Source organism: Loigolactobacillus iwatensis, assembly GCF_003950295.1.
GTDB classification, from domain to species: Bacteria; Bacillota; Bacilli; order Lactobacillales; family Lactobacillaceae; genus Loigolactobacillus; species Loigolactobacillus iwatensis.
In genome coordinates, this window is record NZ_RHNP01000050.1 from 1 (window position 1) to 18,491 (window position 18,491).

Sequence of the window (18,491 nt, forward strand, 5' to 3'; positions counted from 1 at the left end):
CGACTACATTTTGTCTGTTTATCGACTACATTTTGTCTGTTTATCGACTACATTTTGTCTGTTTATCGACTACATTTATTTACTCCTGTATTCAAATAAGGTAGTATTATTCAAGGAGGTTATTTTATGAGCAATGAATTAGTCAAATATGACCCTGAATTAAATACAATCCCCTTGCGAAGGTTTACTCCTGTAGAAATGAACTTGTTCTTTTCTGTAGTTTCTAGAATGCGTGATAAAGGTGATGATACTGTTAGATTTACCTTTGATCAGTTAAAAGAGTTAAGTGCCTATAAGCCAACCGCAAATAATCGGTTTATTGATGACATACAAAGTACATATCAAAAAATACTAGGTCTTAGATTTGGCTCTCGAAGTAAAGATGGTCTTGATAGAGAGATGTTTGTCATGTTCACTCGATTTGAAATTAAGGGATCTGCAGACGTTCCTTATGTTGATATTCAAATTTATCCCAAAGCGTTGAAACTTCTAAATAATCTCGAAAGTTGGGTTCGTTATGCTTTGACAGAGTTCCGAGATTTAAAGAGTAGTTACGCAAAAACAACTTTTCGTATTCTTAAACAATTCCGAACCACTGGTTATGCTTATTTTTCTAAAAATGATTTCTTTGAACTACTAGATATTCCACAAAGCTATTGGAGTAAGCCTGCGAACGTTGAATCTAGGGTTATTCGCCCAATTAAGGAAGAACTAACCCCTTTGTTTAGAGGCCTAACTGTTCGAAAGAAATATGGTAAAGGCCGCGGGAAACCAGTAATTGGGTATTCTTTTACTTGGAAGCCTGAAAAGAAAGACGCTAACGACTTCTCACAAGGTCAATTTCAAGATGAACGTCAAAAACTCTTTAACATTCAGCATAATGGTGAATTAACAGAACAGGAAAAATGGCGCGCCATTGACAAGGTTAAGGGGTTAACTTTAGGCTCTACTGAGAAACAAGCGTTGGCTGATAAACAGGCCGAGCACGATAAAAAATTAAGAGATCAAGCAAGACAAGAAGCACTTGCTGAACTCCGAAAGGGGTTTGGAAATAATGCCTAAAACAATTAGAGAACTTGCTGATGAATTGAAGGTCTCTAAACAAACTATTCAATATCACTACCAAAGACTACCAACAAAGAACCAACAAAAAGATAGTCAAGGTACAAACATGATTAGCCTTACAGCTGAAAGGATTATTAGGGACAAGGTAGCAAAGCCTTTGGTAGCAAAAGATCAACAAATAGGTAGCAAAAAAGCGACAAAGACTAGCAAAAAAAATAATGAGCTAATTGCTACTCTAAGAAAAGAGGTAGCAGATTTAAAGTCTCAACGTGACAAACAGCTTGCGACCAAAGACCAGCAAATAAGTAGCAAAGACAGACAAATAGATCATTTAACAAAACTAATAGACCAACAACAACAATTACAATTAGCAACAGTAGCAGAAGATCGCCATTTGAAAGAACGCCTACGAAAATTAGATGGCCCAGTTGAAGATCTTGAAAGTATAGAAAAAAGCCAAGTTGCAAAAACTGATGGTGCAAAAAAACAGGCAGCTAAAAATATAACTAATAAAAAATGGTGGCATTTTTGGTAATCGAATAATTATCGTAAATATGTACTAGAAAAGAGCATACAAATTATGGAGGGTCTGTACTAGAATTTCGGACAGAAACATAAGAGAATTGATTTATCCGAAAGGAGTCCTCAAAATGACCTATTCACGCAATCGCTACGACCAAGATTTTAAGAAAAATGCGGTACGTTTGAGTTTTAACTCTTCCAAACCAGTTAAAATCATTGCCTCCGAACTTGGTGTTCCTGAAAGTGCCCTGTATCGTTGGCGGAAGCTATATACCGAAGATGGAAAGCAAACGCCGTTTGCTTCTTTAGAAGCTGAGAACCGTGCCTTAAAACGTGAAAATGCCGAATTAGCATTGGAGCGTGATATGTTAAAAAAATCCGCCGCCTACTTTGCCAGTCTCCAGAAGGAACCCCGGTCTTTCCTCGTGAACCACTATTGACAATCACTGGACCACTTGAGCAAGCGCAATTACTTGAAACGCTCGTCTTAAATATCGTCAATCACCAATCACTGATTGCCACTAAAGCTCGTCGACTGAGTTATGCCGCGGCAGGACGTCCAATTATGGAATTCGGTGCGCGCCGTGCGCAAGGCCCGGAAAGCGCACTTTACGGCACCCGGGCAGCCATTATTGGTGGCGCCAATAGTACTTCAAACGTTCTCGCTGCGAAGCTGTTTGATATTCCCGTTGCTAGTACCATGGCCCACAGTTGGATTGAAGCTTTCCCAGATGAACTAACGGCGTTTCGCAAGTGGACCGAACAATATCCTGACAATAGTGCGCTACTAGTCGATACTTATGATGTGCTTAACTCTGGGATTCCTAACGCGGTGACGGTCTTTAAGGAGCTACGAGCAGCTGGGCATGAACCCGTCGGTATTCGAATCGATTCGGGGGACGTCACGACTTTATCACAAGCTGCCCGGACACAATTGGACGCGGCTGGCTTTCCCAATGCCAAAATCACTATTTCTAACGCATTGGATGAACACATCATTACCTCGCTGTTGCACGAAGGCGCACCGATCGATAATTTTGGTATCGGTGAAAAGCTCATCACTAGCGCGTCCGCACCGGTTCTAAGTGGCGTCTACAAGCTTGCGGCAACTGAGAGCAATGGTCAGAGCACCCCCAAGATCAAGGTCAGTGCCAGTCGCGAAAAACTAACGATTCCTGGTGATAAGCAAGTCTATCGTCTGTACGAACCAGGAACTCAGCGGGCCTTTGCTGATTTGATTGCACTAGCTACCGAGACGATCGTTGATGCGACCAGCCTAACCGTCGTCACCAGTGACCCACTCAGTGTCGACCGTCAACAGCGACTCACCCATTTTGAAGCCCGGCCCTTACTCGCGCCGGTAGATTTGTCCAACACCACGTCAATTCCGGTTACAACCATTCAGGCAACGACCCAGGCTAAACTTGCCGAGCTCCCACGAACAACCCAGCGGCTCGTCAACCCAGATCTTTACCCGGTCTACATGACGACCACACTCAGCCAGTTACAAACTAGTTTGTTGAATAAAATGACGATACTAGCAGATTAACAAACGAACACGCGTAGCAACGACCAAAGCCACTTCTGTACTTAGCGTTCAAATGACCGCTAAGTACAGAAGTGGCTTTAGTTTATATCAAGTAACAGTTAGCTCACTGACCAGTAATTTGATCATGTTCACCCGGGGTCAATATTTTGGTCATCACCGTAATCAAATACGCTTGTTCGCGCTCAATTTCAGTTCCCGGCAATTCCAGCATTAACTGCGCTAGGTAACCGAATAGCTGCGATAACAAACTTTGCAGTATCAAATCATTCGGCCAATCCACAATCAAATGATCTGCTTTTAGTTGATTTATGACACTTCCCATCTGCTTGACCATCTTAGGCGCAATCTGGCTAAGAATCTGTTCGCGTCGTTCGGTGTCAAAAGCTGCCATTTCAAAAATGACCTTTAACTCTTTCACGTTAGCTTTAGCAAATGCAACTCGGTCCGTAAAAATTGCTGTGACGAATGCCTGTAGACTGGGATAACGCTGCCGTAATTTATCCTCTGAAAAATCACTCGCTAAGATTGGCACAATGTGCGCGGTAATTGGTGCTAAGATGGCATCCCGTAAGGCAACCTTAGTCTTATACCGCTGATAGACCGTCCCCTCCGCAACGCCGGCCCGTTGTGCAATATCACTAGTACTGGTCTGGTCAAAACCCTTTTCAGCAAACAAATCGAGACTTGCCTGGAGGATGGCCCGTTGCTTAGGTGTAATCGTTTCATTCTGACTTAGATCCTGTTGAAAATAATCCCGTATCCGTGGTCGTTCCATATCCTCACACCTTCCGATAACGTTTCATTCCAACAATATTCAACATTGTTAGTACGACCATAAACCCTACTAATATTAACAAATTGACACCAATATCGCCAAGCCCAGCACCCTTTGTCACAACAGCCGTCAACGCATTAGCACCATAGTATAACGGCATGATGTGGGCAATTGCTTGCAACCAACTGGCCATGCCATCGACTGGAACCAACCCAGCAAAAAAGATTTGTGGTACAACAATCAGTGGAATAAACTGAATCATTTGAAATTCTGAGTTAGTAAAGGTGGAAATAAAGATACCCAAGGTCAAAGCCACTAACGCTAATAATAAGTTAGTCAGAAAGACCAGCCAAATACTACCAACTAAGTGAATCTTGAAGACCACAATTGTAAAAACAACGGTCAGAACAGTCTGAATGATGGCAAAGCCCCCATAGCCAATTAGATAGCCCATAATAATTTCACTCCGTCGAATTGGGGTTGCAAGTAGCCGGCTTAGGGTTCCAGTAGTGCGTTCATTCAAAAGTGAAACGCCAGAAATCAAGAACACAAAGAAGAAGACAAAGAAACCGAGAAATGCTGGCGAAAAGTTTTCAAAGAACGTTGAATCACTACTACCATAAATATAATGAGACTTAGTCGTATAACTGGTTGCTTTAGCTGACTGAGTCGAACTAGACGTCGTGGCTGTGGCCTGCTTGAGTTGCTTTTGTAATTTCTCAGCAGTTGCCTGGTCACCGCGGGCCTGGGCTTGTGCAATGGCAGTCTTCAGCTTGGTCACCGTTGCTTGTGTCTGGGCTGCTGTCAGCTTCTTCAAAGCGGCTTGTTGCGATTCAAGGGCCGCGCGCTGTTTCTTAGTAACGGTCACCAGCGTCTTCATTTTCAACTTGACTAATCCTGATTGTAAACTCGCCTTAATTAAAGACGTGTTGGTTGGATTGCTATTTGAATAAGTAATCGTCAATTGACCATTTTTCTGAGTCAAATAGCCATCTAGATCATGCTGCTTAATCATTTTCCGTGCCTGTGAACTATCATAATGATGAATCGTCACGTTTTTGGTATCGATCACGTTAACCACGGATTGGTCTACATGATGAACACCCAAGCTTGCTACTTGCGTCGTGTTGTTTTGAAATAAGAAATACATCAGCGTCATAATCAGCAATGGTGCCAAAAACATCAGCGCCAAGGTACGCTTATCACGTAACATTTGCTTAAAAACTCGTCTAACGATTGCCATCGTTCGCATCTTGCATCCGCCCCGCTTTCAAAAAGACCTGTTCGATCGTATCTACTGCATACTGTTGTTTCAGTGCCGCGGGTGTCCCCTCAGCAAGCGCAATCCCGTGCCGAATCAACATGAGATAATCACACCGTTCTGCTTCGTCCATGACATGCGTTGTCACGAGCATCGACTTACCGGTATCCTTGAGCTTATTTAGTTCGGTCCAAATTTGTTGCCGTAATTCTGGATCAATCCCAACGGTCGGTTCATCTAAAATCAATAATTGGGGATCCTGAATCAGGGCAATTGCCAACGACAAGCGCCGTTTCATCCCACCCGAATAGCCACTGACCCGCTTGTCTAATTGGGACGTTAAATCAACTAATCCGGCTGCATAATCAATCATCTGTGCTAACTTTATTTTTGGAACGCTCATCAATTGCCCAAACAAGGTCAGGTTTTCACGGGCCGTTAGTGTCTCATACAAAGCGTCACTTTGGGCCATATACCCTACTTGTGCCATTACCGCCCTATTGGGCATCACCGTATCCATGACTTTAACAGTGCCACTATCCACAGCTTCCATCCCTAAAATACTCTTGATCAAGGTGGTCTTCCCAGCTCCTGATGGCCCAATCAAGCCATAAATCATTCCAGCCGGCAGTGTCAAATCAATCTGATTGAGCACTTGCTGATGACCAAAGTGCTTGCTGACCTGCTTGGCGATGACATAATCCGTTGCCATTTTAATAACCCTCTTTCTCAAAGCGAGTGTATGCTCACTCACTTAATGGCCTTAGTATAATCAGTACATCTCGGTTTGTCAACATTAAAATGAGTTATCACTCACTTATTTTGTTTCCGGCCTATTTGTCACCGCATTGCAAACAAAAATGCGCCACCCCGTTGTTGGGATGTCTCATTTTAATTAAATAGCAGCACTGATATAAGCGTTAGCAATGTTTAAGCCTACCGATTTTTTAATATTATTTTATTCATCAATTTCCGGCGCCGACCCAAGCTCTGCCTGAATCATCCAGATTTTCTTCTCAATTGCGGTTTTGAGACCAATGAAAATATCTTGGGTACTGAAGTCTTTTTCAACATCGGATACTTCAATGCCGTGTTGGTAAAGGTCTTCCAAGTAACGATAGCCATCAACTAAGTGTGCGAGGCGTTCTGGGGTTGTTTTGTCCCATTCACCAGGCCAGTCTTGAATCTTAGTGTTTTCGGCCATTTCTTTTAAGGTCGAGTAAGGACTGCCATCAAGCGCAATCAGCCGTTCAGAAATGACATCGAGTTGGCTGTCAATTTCTTCCATGAACTCATCCATCAAGGGGTGCAACTTCAAAAAGTTGGGGCCACGCATGTACCAATGCGTCTGATGGATAATCATTGACATCTGGCTCAAATCGGCAACGAGTTGCTTTAATACTGCTTTGGTTTTCGTATATTTCATTAGATTGATCTCCTTTCGATATGGTTATTATAACTTAGTGGTAGCTTAATCTGAAACGTTATACACTGGCAAATTAAGTTATTTATAGCCCGTAGAATTAAGTCGTTTTGAAAAGATGGAGACGTTAATTGGTAGATTGTAAAATTAATCCGAACGCTGTTCGGACTAATTTTACAATCTACCAATTAAATAAATCTACAATTGAATTTTATTTACCTTATGAAGATGTTCAAAACGCGTTAAAGGAAAGTGCGCAAAACCCCTTTATACGTACAAAGGATGAATGGGTAGTGGGTAACAATGAGTGTAAATTAAATAAGGCACAAAAAAGGATGCTTAAGGATAAAGAAATATATAATCATTTCAATTTAGAAAATATTTCCAGTTCCATCAAAACGGAGCTAAACAAGATAGTGCATGACATCGATGACTAATACTTTAACACCAAACAGAAAGGGGCTATGAATATATAGGGTCTATAATTAACAAATAACCCCTCAAAAACATTGAAAGAATAGCCCCCAATATCTATAATGTAGATATTGGGGGCTATTTTAATTTATTTTTTTATAAGTGCCCCTAAACTATAGCTATTGATTCAAGATTTCATGGGAGCCAGTTGCAACCAATAACAAAATCAATTCATCATGATCTAGCTGATAAATAACAATCCAGTTGTCATAATTTTTACCATAGTTTCCATATCTGGCAGGGTGAAATTCACGATAGCCACGCCAATTTCCTTTTAATGCATGATCTTTAATCTGTTTCAAAACAAGTACATCTTGTTCAACAATTGCTTCTAAACAAGGCTTCAAGACAGTTATTGGAAAATGTTTTTTGACTAGTTTTTTTAATTCACGTTCAAAAGATTTGGTCTGTTTAATTTGCATCTAACTTATCGATCCAATCTTCAAAGTCAGTCAATGAACCAATGTTTTTGACCTGCCCTGTTTCTGCTTCTTTTTTAGCGGCTAAGGCTTCCGGAGAATCTAAAAAGCTGACTAATCGAACTTCATTATTGGCCGCTTTAACTAACGATAAGCGTATATACTCAGAAACGGTTAGCCCTTGTTTTGCTAGATTAGCTTTAGCCCGTTCACTAATGTCAGGTGTTACACGAGTTGAAATTGTCTTGTTTTTAATAATAGTATTACTCATTCTAATCCGCCTCCTTTAAGTTTACCATCGTACTACATTATAATATTCGATTTTTAGGTTTTCTGCAACTAAATTAATTTTAAAGTAAAGGAACTAACAGCTTATGCAACAAATTGTCCTACCCATCAAAGATTCAAACGTTCTTAAAGAGGTTCAAGATACGTTACTCAATAACTTTAAAGCTGGCCGACGTAACTATACGATTTTTCAAGTTGGTAAAGCGACGCTACTGCGAGTGAGTGACGTTATGGGCTTAAAACAGGCCGATATTTTTAATCCGGACGGTTCTATTAAACAAAATGCATTCATTCACGACCGAAAAACAGGCAAGCCTAATACCTTGTACCTTAAACCAGTTCAAACAGAGCTTTTATTGTATCGTCAATGGCTGCTTGATCATAAACTAGAATCTGAATGGCTCTTTCCGTCCATTCAACACCCAGAACGGCATATTACGGAAAAACAGTTCTATAAAATCATGAGCAAAGTCGGCGATCTTTTAAGCATTAATTATCTAGGCACCCATACGATGCGCAAAACGGGTGCTTATCGCGTCTATACGCAATCGAATTATAATATTGGCCTAGTCATGCATTTACTCAATCATTCCAGTGAAGCCATGACGTTAGCTTATTTAGGCTTAGATCAGGCCAGCCAAGAAACTATGCTAGATCAAATTGATTTTGGCTAGTTGTTCTTATTAAAATAAAAGAGTGGTGCTTATATATGGAAAAGAATTGCAGCAATATAAAAGAAATAATAGAAGAATTGGAAAATATTCAAAGAGATGGTGCTAAGTTCTTCTTTAGAGGAGAAAATGGACTTTACGAAAATAAAATTTCATCCAGTTTATTTAGAAATCCAAAAAAAGAAGGTGACAAAATATATTCCAAAACTTTAGAAACATGCTTCTATGGTCAAAAGCTTTTCATAGAGAAATAATTAGCTTAAATAAACGCGAAGACTTTAACTTTATGGCTTTATGTCAACACCATGGTCTCCCAACACCTTTAGTTGACATTACACTAAATCCTTTAGTAGCAATTCACTTTGCCTGTCAACCTACCCATAACTCAAAAGACTTGGGAGTTTTGTATTGTTTAAAAAAAGAAAAATATATAGAATTACCAAGCGATTTGCTTAAATACGAAGATAATATCAGTGATTTTATATTTAATGTCTATCCCTTTGCTAACTTAAAAAGACTATCTAATGCCATTAACGACCACAATAGATTTTATACTAATAACAGTTTTTTGAAAAATGCTTTAAAGGATGAACTATCTGAGTTCCAAACGTATTTGAAATCGTTTAATGATCACACAACCACGGATTATATGAAAGAAATTAAATCATTCAAAGATGATGAAGCAATGTACCGTTATATTCGTGAAAATTTCTATAAGATTGATGATTCGCTTTGCAAAGAATACCAAAACTTTCAATCCTAATTATTTTAGCAATTTATGCTCAAAAAAACATGAAGCAGGCGAAAATTTGGTCATTAAGCCGATTTGTTTCTTTGCTTCTTCATTTTTCCAGTACATTGGTGGCTGCATGATGCAATTTTTAAATTTACCGGCAGCAACCTTATCACCGGAATTATTTGGCCGTTTGTTGGTTCGAATGTTCTCATCTAAAATCATTGGTTAATAACAATTTAATCAGCTTAAATGAATAATGATATAATGTAATTACCGATTCTAGAAACCATATTTTCGTTGTAAGATGAGACAGTTCAATAACACATGCTGTTAGCATTTGTCAAATGTATAAATTGATTAATTTGGACGAACAATCCAAGTGTAATTAAAGCTAATCTCATTAGCAATATACCTCCTTGATAATACTCAAGCAAATTGCTTAGAATACTTTCAGTAATATTATAATAAGTCACAACAACATGCAGTATATCGATATGGAGATTACTACAGGAAAGTTAGGCAGGCATAAGTCAATTAGGCAATGTGATGAAGAAAGCCAAAGACTTATGTCTGATTTTCTATTTTATAGGAGATACTAAATGAATAATAATATTAATAAACCCAATAACTTTGATACTAAAAACTATATTTCAAAGTCCTATCTTCACTTCGATTTTCCGTTGACAACAGCTGAAGCAACTAATTTCCTATCATCAATCAGTACAGATGTTTTATGTAAACATAGATATTTACCTTTTATAACCTACTCTATAGTTTTTAAAAAATATTTACCTAAAGAAAAAGATGTTAAACCCAAAAGAAGAAAAATATCATTATCAAGTCACCATGATGCTTTAATTTATAAATATTATTCTGAAATTCTTGGATATAATTATGAGAAATATGTCAAAAATAATAATTTCCAATTGGTAGCTACAGCTTATAGAAAAAATATCGGTATGGACAGTATCAAAGCCGCTAGAGAAGTATTTAATTTTATAGACCAAACAAATGAATCTTGGATTATAAAGGGAGACTTTCATCATTTTTTCGATACTTTAAACCATAAAATCCTTATCAAAAATATAAAAGAAGTTCTAAATGTCACTGTTATTCCTAATGATTGGAAAAAAATGCTTACTTCTTTATTAAAATTCAAATCTATTTCCAGGGAAAAATTAAAATCTCAATTAAGTATGGTAGGTATAAATTCACCTTTTAAAAGGAATAATCAACGTGCATATATAAAAAATATTAGAATGCTTGGCGAGTTAATTAAAAACAATCAATTAATATTCTCAAATAAAAATAATGTTGGAATTCCTCAAGGAACAGCAATTAGTGCAACATTAGCTAATGTATATATGATCAACTTTGATAAACAAATAAATAAAATAACAAAACATTTCAATGGAATATATAGACGATATTCAGATGACTTTATCATAGTTATACCAACAACTACGCCACTATATAAAATTATTAGCTTTAAAAGATACATAGTCAAAAGGAGCCAAAATATAAAATTAACCATTGAACCTCATAAAACCAAAATTTTTAAATTTGAATCTGCAAAATCATCTATAACTAAATTAAGTTATCCAAATAAAAAGTTAAAGAATAATAAATCTAATAAAATCTCTTCTACTCCCTCTTCGTTAGATTATCTGGGTTTTATGTTTGACGGAATTTCAGTATCATTACGGCCAAAAAGTATTTATAAATACTCTTACAAAAGTAAAAGAGCTCTTAAAAGATTAATTATGCTAGAAAATGATAATCACATTTCCAGCCTTGGAAATGATGAAATCCAAGCAAAGATTCAGAACTATTATGTGAAGAAATATCCCAACGGACATGAACCTGCAACATGGAGAATAGCAAATAATTATGAACGTAAAAATTATGTAGATAGAATAATTGCTGCAAAAAGTAGAAAAATTAATGATATATTGAGTTTCCACAAAAATGTTACCCAAAGATACTTATGCTTTAATCCTAGAGGAAAAAATATATCCATGATGAACTATGCTATACGTGCGCAAAAAGAATTTAATAAATCACAACATTCATACAATGTTGTAATTTTAAAACAGGTTAAAAGACAAATAAAAAGAAACCAGATTGCATTAGGAAAAAACAGAAAAAACAGATAAAATCATTAAACAATATAATTGGATAATAAACTGATTTTAAATGGTTAGAATACTTTTTTGATCAAGCTAAATTAGCTTGCGCCGTTTGCGTAAAACTCCGCCTGAAAGGCTCCTGCTGAAGGCATGCTGATGATGCAAAATCATTCGGCCAACTGCTCCCGTCTGGCCGACTTTTTTACTCAATTTTGCCATCAAAATCTGAGTAAAAAACGCGAAGCTTTGTCAAAAAATGGCTAGCCAGTCGGCTAGCCATTTTGGCATTGCGCAGCTAACTTGGGGGTCAAGGGGGAGCGTTAGCTTTCCCCCTTGCAAGCACCGCAGCAGCCACAAACGTAGTCTTGTGGCTAGCATGCGGGTTGCTTGCCAATCCTCTATTATTCGATTATCATTAGGAGGTCATCAGCCGTCGGCTGATCCGACTTTTGATATCTCGAATAGCTTTGCCCGCAGGGCAACGGAGGTGGGACTTGTGAACGAACCACAAGATATGGCTAGCACAAAAAAGACGACTCAGGTTCATCGTCAGGCTAGCAAACAAATTAATTTTCGGGTGAGTGAACCGGACTATTTAAAGCTGGCGCGTTCCGCGCAAACTTTAAATCTGTCCGTGCCGGCTTTTGTCAAAAAGAAGGCCCAGGGGGCGCGCTTGGTAACGCCTAAGATTGCCGCCCAAGATGCCCAGAACATCACTCATCAGTTAGCTAAAATTGGCGGTAATCTTAATCAATTGGCCCATCATGCTAATCAAGGTGGTCAAATCGATCCCCAAGCATTAAAGGATTTACAAAACGAGGTGCACCGCGTATGGCAACAACTCACATAAAACGTTCCACCAGTGCATCTAGGTTAGTCAATTACGCTGAAAAACGAGCCATCAAAAAAGATGGCCTCAATTTAGATATTCAGTACGCTAAAAGCGAATTTAAACAAGTGCGGGCCGTCTATGGCAATCCTGGTAAGACCCAAGCGTATGCCAGCCGGATTGCCTTTAGCCCGTTGGAATTTAATCCGCAAGATCCTCATGATCAGACAACGGTTTTAGCCGTTGCCACAGAAGTTTATGCCAAAGCCTATCCCAATCAACAGGTGGCCCTTTATGAACATGCCGATACCGATTCGTTACACGTCCATGCCGTCATTGGCGCGATTAACCTGGAAACCGGGCAAAAAATGCACGGTAATTGGCACCAATATCGCGATCACTTAGTCCACATCACGGATCAAGTGTGCCAGGAACATGGCTTAATGGTCACTCGGCCCGATCCTAACCGTCACGAGAAACGCTCAATGGCCGAAATTAAGCTCCGGGCTAAACAGCAGCCCACTTGGAAAGATCAAATCCGCCAAGCCGTCGATCACACCATGCAGAACCCCCTGATTCGCGATTTTCAGGCCTTTCAGGACGACTTGAAACAACAGGCAGTTAAAGTATGGGAACGGGGCAAAAATCTCACCTATCAGCTATTAGGGACCAATTACAAGTCTCGGGGAACCAAACTCGGGCTTGATTATGAAAAGGAGACGATTTTTAATGAGTTGGCAAGCCGACAAAACCAAACAAGAACCAACCAGCAACCAGAACGAACCGTTAACCCAACAATTGACCCAGCTCAATCAGACCATAGCCGAACTCCGGAATTACCAGGGCACTCAGATTCAACTGCAAGCCACAGCCAAAACGTCCCTCGATCAACAACTTCATCAGATCGAACAGACCGCCCAACAAGTCAACCAACAGTTTCAGACGACCTTAAACAACTTAGACAGCAGCAACGCCAGCTCGCAGGCCCAATTAAAACAGACCTTACAAAGCGCCTACGCAGCATTCCAAAAGCAGACCAACCTGATCAGTCAGGAAAATCTGACCGCGCTCAAACAAATTCAAACCGAACAAGCCAAAAACAACCAGCGCCTCAGCCAACTCAGCGACCAAGTGAACCAGACCATTCAAGAGACGATGGCCCAAGTCGCTGATCAAATGGATCAGCAGTTACAAACCACGAAAAAGCGGTTCTCGTGGTATGAAATTAAGAATTATCTGCTGGCTGTGATCCCGACTGGTATTCTGACAGGCCTTATTTTCTGGTTATTGACCAAGTATTTCGGTTAGTTCAAGTTAAGCTTTCAGGTTTCCGCGTCCTCAATTGCTGACAATTTTATTTCAGGGTTAAACCAAATTGGCGTTTTATTGACATGAATTTAGGATTTTGAAACCAATTAGCGTATTTTTTCGCTTATTATTGGCTATATTTATCGTTTCTAAGCCATTTTAAATCAGCTCTGGTGTAATTTATATGCCAGTTAACTAAAACGGATGAGAAACGATTTTAGAGCTAATCTGAAATGACCCCTTGATTTTTGAATTCTTCTGAGTGTTGCGCCCGATATTTAGCCCCAGCTAGTTTATTCCAGTAAATACCGAACAGATTCGTCATGGTCCCGTACAAATAGTTTTCCACGTCCTTAACATGCTTCTCGTTACTTCTGAGCACGTTAAAGTATCTTCTCAAGGTCTTAGTTATCAGTGGTTTAAGCGTATCGTCACCTAAATTAATTTTGACTCCTAAGGCTTGATGTTCTTTTTCGAGGTTGTTTTTAGCATTCAAAATGATGCGGATAAAGCGTCGCATTTGTTGTGGTGTTCGACACCAGAAACTGAGCAGTTGAATGGCTTCGGGTTCTAAGAAGACTTCCCAGCCACTTTCTGGATCGGTTAAAAACTCGTCAGCATGTTTTACTAAATCCCGGTTTTGGGTTTCAATTTCAGCTGGTGAAAAGTTAGTGCAAGAAATACCCCACAATCGTTAGACTTCTTGTCTAACAATTGTAGGGCACTTCAAATCGGCTGATCGAGGACTTTTTGGTATTCGTCCAGCACGTCATTCGGCAAGGGCGTCAGTAAATGCAGGTCATCGATGACATCGCTGGCCGTGTCGGTGCTGGACAAATCAACGAAAAGGTCGATTTTACTGAGACAATCACTTAGTAGATCGGTCAGCTGCGAAAGCGGCTTGCCGTTTTCATCGGTGATCACGACCTGGCGATGATTGAGGGGCTGGTGCTCGATCTGAATCATTTTCAGCGCATGATAAACATTCAACTGGCTCACCTCGATATGGTTACCCCGATTGTAGGCAATCTGGCCCGAAAAAACAATCTTTAATCATGCTCTGGGGCTACCGGCGGGCGATGCCAACGCAGCCACAGTTCTTTGATTCCAGACAAAATGAGGGTCGGTAGCGCCGGGATGAAGACTACCGCAGCATACAGCGTGCTAGAAAGTGGCGCGGTCCCCATCACTTCGTTGAAGAACGGCATGATGGTGACAAGTAATGAAGCCACCGCCGCGAAAGCCACTGCCAGCAGCAACTGATAGTTTTCAAACGGGTTGCGGGCGAACAAAGTGCGGGTGCTACGCGCGTCGAACACATGCCACAGCTGGCCAAACACCAGGGTCAAAAAGGCGAGGGTTTGCGCTTCTGCGCCGCTCATGCCTTGACTGGCAGCCCAGATGAAGGCGACATACACGAGCCCACCCATCACAATACCGCGCAGGAAGATGCGCCCGAGCATGCCATGCAAAATGGATTGTTTCACATTGCGCGGCGGCTGGTTCATGAGGTCGGCTTCTGGCACATCATAGCCGAGGGCAAAGCTCGGTAAAGCATCGGAAATCATGTTCACCCACAGCACCATCAGCGCCGTTAATGTTGGGGTGGTGGCCGCCACTTGGCCGACGGGTTGCGTCATCAGTAGCACGCCGAACAGCAGCGCCAACACCTCGGCGACATTGGTGGTTAACTCATGCCGCATAAAGTTTTTGATATTGCCAAAAATGGTGCGGCCGGCGCGGACACTGCGCTCGATGGTGGTGAATTTATCATCCAGTAAAATCAGATCTGCGGCGTCTTTGGTGACTTCGGTGCCATTAATGCCCATGGCAATGCCAATGTCAGCAGCGCGTAAGGCTGGCGCGTCATTGATGCCATCACCAGTCATGGCCACGGTTTCGCCATGCCGCTGCAAGGCGCGCACGATGCGCTGCTTGTGTTCCGGCGACACCCGGGCGTATACGCGGATGCTTGGCGCGAGCCGGAACAAATCTTCATCGGTCATGGCTTCCAGCTGCTTGCCTTCCACTACCCGGGCGCTAGGGTCGGTGACAATGCCCAGCTTTAAGGCAATCGCGCGGGCGGTGACTGCGTGATCGCCGGTGATCATCACGACCTGAATACCGGCTTGGTGCAAGGTGGTCACACTTTGGCGCACTTCCGGCCGCGGCGGGTCAATGATGCCGGCAATGCCTAGTAAGGTCAGGTGCTGCTCAAGCTCAGCGGTGCTACCATGCAACGCCAGGTCCTCGTCGATGTCACGCAGCGTTACCGCCAGCGTCCGCAGCGCCTGTTCGGCAAAGCGGTTGACCTGCGCTTCTACCGCAGTTTGACCAGCTGGCAATGTTACGAGTTGGTCGTGGTCCAGAATGGCATCAGTTTTGGCTAAAATCACGTCTGGCGCACCTTTAGTCAGCACCTGATACTGGTCGCCATCTTTAATGACGACACTCATCATTTTACGGTCGCTGTCAAACGGCAGTTCGCGAATGATGTCGATGTCCTGCGCCTGGTCTTTGCTCAAAATCGTATCGCGATCGATACCAAATTTGTGGCCCATCACTACCAGCGCTACGTCGGTGGGGTTGCCATACGGGCGGCTGCGGCCTTCGTCGTCGGTTTGAATCGCCGCTTCGTTATTCAGGACAGCTGCCATCATGAAGCGCGAAAAGCCGGGGGTGTCGGCTTCGTCATCAGGGATGATTTCGCCTACTGGTTCATAGCCGTCGCCTTCCACCACATAACTGGCGCCATTGGCATAAAACCGGGTGACAGTCATTTCATTTTTGGTCAAGGTACCAGTTTTATCTGAGGCAATGTAGCTGGTGGCCCCTAGGGTTTCCACACTGTTCAGGGACTTGATCAGACCGTTGTTTTTGGCCAGCATCGTGGCCCCGACCGTGAGCACAATTGACAGCACCGCCGGTAGCGCATCGGGAATCGCGGCCACCGCCAAGGCAATCGCCGTAGAGAGGGATTCGGCCAGCGCAGCGAAGGAGAGACTGCCAGTTTGCTGATAGGCTTTCAAGAGCTCCACCAGCAATGTGAACGCCACAATCACCATCGCCACCATCATCAGTTTGGTGGTCAGGCTCGCAATGGTGCGTTCAATCGGGGTCTTTTTGTCCTTGACTTGATCCAGCAAGGTGGCGATTTTGCCCAGCTCGGTTTGCATGCCGGTCGCAACCACCACCCCGAGGCCGTTACCATGCGTCACTGTCGCACCAGAAAAGCCCATGTTGGTGCGGTCACCGATTTGCACGTCAGCGCCCAATGCGTGGGTTTGTTTTTGCACAGGTTCCGCTTCGCCGGTGAGGTGGGCTTCGTTGGTTTGCAGCTCGGCGACATGGAGCCAGCGAACGTCGGCTTCGATGAAGTCGCCGGTTTTGACACTGACAATATCGCCAGGCACCAGCTCGGTGGCTGGCACCGTCAGCCAGTCGCCATCGCGCAGGACCTTGGCGTGGTGATCCGCCATCACCTTCAGGGCGTCCAGGGATTTTTGTGCGCTTTTGGCTTGCCAGAAGGAGAGGCCGGCATTAACGAAAATCAGCAGCAGAATCGCAATGCTTTCATACACTGCCGCCATACCATGGCTGGGGTCGTGGCGCACGAAGAAGTCATAGCCGGCGCTGGCCCAGGCCAATAGCACGGCGATGAATAAAATAATCACCAAAGGTTCTTTCAAGGTGGCCAAAAACTGGCGCCAGGCTGGTAGGGGCTTGCTGGCGGCCAAGGCGTTGGGGCCATGCTGGGTGAGCCGGGCCTGTGCTTCTTCACTGGTGAGGCCGCTTTGCCGGCTGGTGGCCAAGCGCTTTAGGACATCTGCTTTGTGTTCGTTGTAAGGGGTCATAAGTTTCCTCCAATAAGAAAAGGCCGCACCCAAGAATCGCTTTCCTCCCCGAGAAAGCTTTCTTGAGCACCGCCCAACCGAATTTTTTGAATTAGTTACCTTTTATTGCTAGTTTAAAGGATACCTAATGTTGCTGTCAAAAGATTTGGCCCGGGCCGCCGGTGGCGTGGGCAACGTGCACGCTTTCTAGTCGCTAAACTGTGAACAATGCTCGTGCTAAATGCAAAACTGAGCAAGGAGATGAACTATAAGCGGGGACCCTTTGCTATTGAGGAGGAAGGCGAAGTAGAGAAAGAGCGGTGATTTGAACTCGAAACAGCGGCGCCTGCGCAGGAGCGCGAAGACGCCGCTGTTTGCGGTAAAAGGTTACTGACGCTGTTACGACTAGCGTTCAGCGCGCGACTGCTTGTGGGGGTGGTCGCCTGCCAGGACGTAACCGGCGCCGCAGGCTAGCAGCACTGTCAGATTAATCGCCAGCAGCAGATACTAGACAGCTTCTTATATTTTGAAAAAAAGACAAGAAGATATTATTAATCGTCCTGGCTTCGTTATTTAGCCCTCTAAGAGCCTGTTGAGGGCTTTTTGTTTTTGCTTTGGTATAAATAATATATAAACAGTCTCAAAACCGCTAAAAACGAAAAATAAGGCTCTTAAAAACGAACATAGCAGTTGAATTCTTGTTAAGATTCAGAAAAACTAACTGTTTGCTGTCAATGGTAGCGGACGAGCGCAGCGTTGGAGCATAAGGAATTGACAGCTCTTAACCAGTCTTAACACTGAAATGGCGAAAGCCAAAGTTTCTACAAAACTTTGCTTTCCTGCCTAACGGCGAGTGAAAAAGCGGTCAAGCTGGCTCAGCTTGGACGGGGTTCGGGGCGTCAGCGCCCGAATTAATGTGGCTTGCCACACCTTTTAAGCAACGAACAGCGTGAGGCGCAAGGAGCTGTGCGACTGGAGTTTAATGTGAGCCGTTTTTTGGCTCACTCCTTTGTGTTTTTTTGTTTTAGGTTTGTATCTCGTACAGTGGTGCCTCTTATATACCTCTTTTATAAACCTCTTTTAAACCTCTTTTAGACCCCTCTTGCGCCTTACTCCCCCAAGGCGTACAGAAGTTTATCGACTACATTTTGTCTGTTTATCGACTACATTTTGTCTGTTTATCGACTACATTTTGTCTGTTTATCGACT

The 18,491-nt window shown here is 42.5% G+C and carries 18 protein-coding genes and 2 pseudogenes; 11 read left to right on the forward strand and 9 right to left on the reverse strand.

The features are described 5' to 3' along the window. The first annotated feature begins 126 nt into the window (after nt 1-126). The 3 genes and pseudogenes from EKM98_RS10835 (at nt 127) to EKM98_RS10845 (ending at nt 3,136) form a co-directional block, all read left to right on the forward strand. Nucleotides 127-1,062: a replication initiation protein gene (locus EKM98_RS10835; RefSeq protein ID WP_125982606.1), complete on the forward strand. Its 936-nt coding sequence runs from the start codon at nt 127-129 to the stop codon at nt 1,060-1,062. Further along, entirely contained in the window at nt 1,055-1,600 is a 546-nt protein-coding gene (locus EKM98_RS10840) for a DUF536 domain-containing protein (RefSeq protein WP_010620839.1), read from the forward strand. The genes EKM98_RS10835 and EKM98_RS10840 overlap by 8 nt, the downstream gene beginning before the upstream one ends. Before the next feature lie 115 nt (nt 1,601-1,715). Continuing rightward, nucleotides 1,716-3,136, forward strand: a pseudogene (locus EKM98_RS10845) (nicotinate phosphoribosyltransferase). Nucleotides 3,137-3,239: 103 nt separating this feature from the next. Here the strand turns inward: EKM98_RS10845 and EKM98_RS10850 are convergent. The 4 genes from EKM98_RS10850 to EKM98_RS10865 all read right to left on the reverse strand — a co-directional run bounded on the left by EKM98_RS10850 (nt 3,240) and on the right by EKM98_RS10865 (nt 6,598). After that, nucleotides 3,240-3,911, reverse strand: coding sequence for a TetR/AcrR family transcriptional regulator (locus tag EKM98_RS10850; protein ID WP_125982607.1), 672 nt, complete (start codon nt 3,909-3,911; stop codon nt 3,240-3,242). Nucleotides 3,912-3,915: 4 nt separating this feature from the next. Beyond that, on the reverse strand, nt 3,916-5,163 hold the full coding sequence (locus EKM98_RS10855) for an ABC transporter permease (RefSeq protein ID WP_107791782.1): 1,248 nt from the start codon (nt 5,161-5,163) through the stop codon (nt 3,916-3,918). Beyond that, nucleotides 5,141-5,884: an ABC transporter ATP-binding protein gene (locus EKM98_RS10860; protein WP_003581836.1), complete on the reverse strand. Its 744-nt coding sequence runs from the start codon at nt 5,882-5,884 to the stop codon at nt 5,141-5,143. Before EKM98_RS10860 ends, EKM98_RS10855 begins: the two co-directional genes overlap by 23 nt. 246 nt (nt 5,885-6,130) lie before the next feature. Next, the gene (locus tag EKM98_RS10865) at nt 6,131-6,598 is read right to left on the reverse strand and encodes a Dps family protein (RefSeq protein ID WP_125982608.1); all 468 of its coding nucleotides are present in this window, start codon (nt 6,596-6,598) and stop codon (nt 6,131-6,133) included. A 128-nt stretch (nt 6,599-6,726) separates the two neighbouring features. Here EKM98_RS10865 and EKM98_RS12105 point away from each other — a divergent pair, with 128 nt between their 5' ends. After that, nucleotides 6,727-7,032 (forward strand): hypothetical protein, encoded by a 306-nt coding sequence (locus EKM98_RS12105; protein ID WP_063696884.1) that lies wholly within the window; start codon nt 6,727-6,729, stop codon nt 7,030-7,032. A 156-nt stretch (nt 7,033-7,188) separates the two neighbouring features. On the opposite strand, the gene EKM98_RS10875 is transcribed toward EKM98_RS12105, so the two are convergent. Both EKM98_RS10875 and EKM98_RS10880 read right to left on the reverse strand, forming a co-directional pair. Next, entirely contained in the window at nt 7,189-7,491 is a 303-nt protein-coding gene (locus EKM98_RS10875) for a type II toxin-antitoxin system YafQ family toxin (protein ID WP_005917927.1), read from the reverse strand. After that, a complete protein-coding gene (locus EKM98_RS10880) occupies nt 7,481-7,759 on the reverse strand; it encodes a plasmid mobilization protein (RefSeq protein WP_003625288.1) in 279 nt (92 codons plus the stop codon). The genes EKM98_RS10875 and EKM98_RS10880 overlap by 11 nt, the downstream gene beginning before the upstream one ends. A 103-nt stretch (nt 7,760-7,862) precedes the next feature. On the opposite strand from EKM98_RS10880, the gene EKM98_RS10885 reads away from it, so the two are divergent. The 7 genes from EKM98_RS10885 (at nt 7,863) to EKM98_RS10910 (ending at nt 13,313) form a co-directional block, all read left to right on the forward strand. Further along, nucleotides 7,863-8,450, forward strand: coding sequence for a site-specific integrase (locus EKM98_RS10885; protein WP_125982609.1), 588 nt, complete (start codon nt 7,863-7,865; stop codon nt 8,448-8,450). A 35-nt stretch (nt 8,451-8,485) separates the two neighbouring features. Then, nucleotides 8,486-8,701: a hypothetical protein gene (locus tag EKM98_RS10890; protein ID WP_125982610.1), complete on the forward strand. Its 216-nt coding sequence runs from the start codon at nt 8,486-8,488 to the stop codon at nt 8,699-8,701. Between the two features lie 32 nt (nt 8,702-8,733). Further along, nucleotides 8,734-9,210, forward strand: coding sequence for an FRG domain-containing protein (locus tag EKM98_RS10895; RefSeq protein WP_164512705.1), 477 nt, complete (start codon nt 8,734-8,736; stop codon nt 9,208-9,210). A gap of 46 nt (nt 9,211-9,256) precedes the next feature. Then, complete coding sequence (locus tag EKM98_RS12110) at nt 9,257-9,412, forward strand: hypothetical protein (RefSeq protein ID WP_164512706.1); 156 nt, start codon at nt 9,257-9,259, stop codon at nt 9,410-9,412. 370 nt (nt 9,413-9,782) lie between these two features. Beyond that, a complete protein-coding gene (locus EKM98_RS10900) occupies nt 9,783-11,339 on the forward strand; it encodes a reverse transcriptase/maturase family protein (RefSeq protein WP_125982612.1) in 1,557 nt (518 codons plus the stop codon). A 469-nt stretch (nt 11,340-11,808) separates the two neighbouring features. After that, nucleotides 11,809-12,162, forward strand: a complete 354-nt coding sequence (locus EKM98_RS12200; protein WP_225418572.1) for a plasmid mobilization protein — start codon at nt 11,809-11,811, stop codon at nt 12,160-12,162. Further along, nucleotides 12,144-13,313, forward strand: a complete 1,170-nt coding sequence (locus EKM98_RS10910) for a relaxase/mobilization nuclease domain-containing protein (protein WP_125982613.1) — start codon at nt 12,144-12,146, stop codon at nt 13,311-13,313. Before EKM98_RS12200 ends, EKM98_RS10910 begins: the two co-directional genes overlap by 19 nt. 359 nt (nt 13,314-13,672) lie before the next feature. Here EKM98_RS10910 and EKM98_RS10915 read toward each other — a convergent pair. The 3 genes and pseudogenes from EKM98_RS10915 to EKM98_RS10925 all read right to left on the reverse strand — a co-directional run. Next, nucleotides 13,673-14,128 (reverse strand): annotated as a pseudogene (locus EKM98_RS10915) (replication initiation protein RepA); the annotation flags it as partial. A gap of 47 nt (nt 14,129-14,175) precedes the next feature. Beyond that, nucleotides 14,176-14,439 (reverse strand): hypothetical protein, encoded by a 264-nt coding sequence (locus EKM98_RS10920; RefSeq protein ID WP_125982614.1) that lies wholly within the window; start codon nt 14,437-14,439, stop codon nt 14,176-14,178. 59 nt (nt 14,440-14,498) lie between these two features. Continuing rightward, nucleotides 14,499-17,303, reverse strand: coding sequence for a cation-translocating P-type ATPase (locus tag EKM98_RS10925; RefSeq protein WP_125982615.1), 2,805 nt, complete (start codon nt 17,301-17,303; stop codon nt 14,499-14,501). Between the last annotated feature and the right edge of the window lie 1,188 nt (nt 17,304-18,491).

What these genes read in the sequence shown, in the direction of transcription:
- EKM98_RS10855 (WP_107791782.1), bottom strand. Translation starts at nt 5,163, where the DNA reads ATGCGAACGATGGCAATCGTTAGACGAGTTTTTAAGCAAATGTTACGT.
- EKM98_RS10895 (WP_164512705.1), top strand. Translation starts at nt 8,734, where the DNA reads ATGGCTTTATGTCAACACCATGGTCTCCCAACACCTTTAGTTGACATT.
- EKM98_RS10900 (WP_125982612.1), top strand. Translation starts at nt 9,783, where the DNA reads ATGAATAATAATATTAATAAACCCAATAACTTTGATACTAAAAACTAT.
- EKM98_RS10880 (WP_003625288.1), bottom strand. Translation starts at nt 7,759, where the DNA reads ATGAGTAATACTATTATTAAAAACAAGACAATTTCAACTCGTGTAACA.
- EKM98_RS10865 (WP_125982608.1), bottom strand. Translation starts at nt 6,598, where the DNA reads ATGAAATATACGAAAACCAAAGCAGTATTAAAGCAACTCGTTGCCGAT.
- EKM98_RS10925 (WP_125982615.1), bottom strand. Translation starts at nt 17,303, where the DNA reads ATGACCCCTTACAACGAACACAAAGCAGATGTCCTAAAGCGCTTGGCC.
- EKM98_RS10910 (WP_125982613.1), top strand. Translation starts at nt 12,144, where the DNA reads ATGGCAACAACTCACATAAAACGTTCCACCAGTGCATCTAGGTTAGTC.
- EKM98_RS10885 (WP_125982609.1), top strand. Translation starts at nt 7,863, where the DNA reads ATGCAACAAATTGTCCTACCCATCAAAGATTCAAACGTTCTTAAAGAG.
- EKM98_RS10890 (WP_125982610.1), top strand. Translation starts at nt 8,486, where the DNA reads ATGGAAAAGAATTGCAGCAATATAAAAGAAATAATAGAAGAATTGGAA.
- EKM98_RS10840 (WP_010620839.1), top strand. Translation starts at nt 1,055, where the DNA reads ATGCCTAAAACAATTAGAGAACTTGCTGATGAATTGAAGGTCTCTAAA.
- EKM98_RS10835 (WP_125982606.1), top strand. Translation starts at nt 127, where the DNA reads ATGAGCAATGAATTAGTCAAATATGACCCTGAATTAAATACAATCCCC.
- EKM98_RS10860 (WP_003581836.1), bottom strand. Translation starts at nt 5,884, where the DNA reads ATGGCAACGGATTATGTCATCGCCAAGCAGGTCAGCAAGCACTTTGGT.
- EKM98_RS10875 (WP_005917927.1), bottom strand. Translation starts at nt 7,491, where the DNA reads ATGCAAATTAAACAGACCAAATCTTTTGAACGTGAATTAAAAAAACTA.
- EKM98_RS10850 (WP_125982607.1), bottom strand. Translation starts at nt 3,911, where the DNA reads ATGGAACGACCACGGATACGGGATTATTTTCAACAGGATCTAAGTCAG.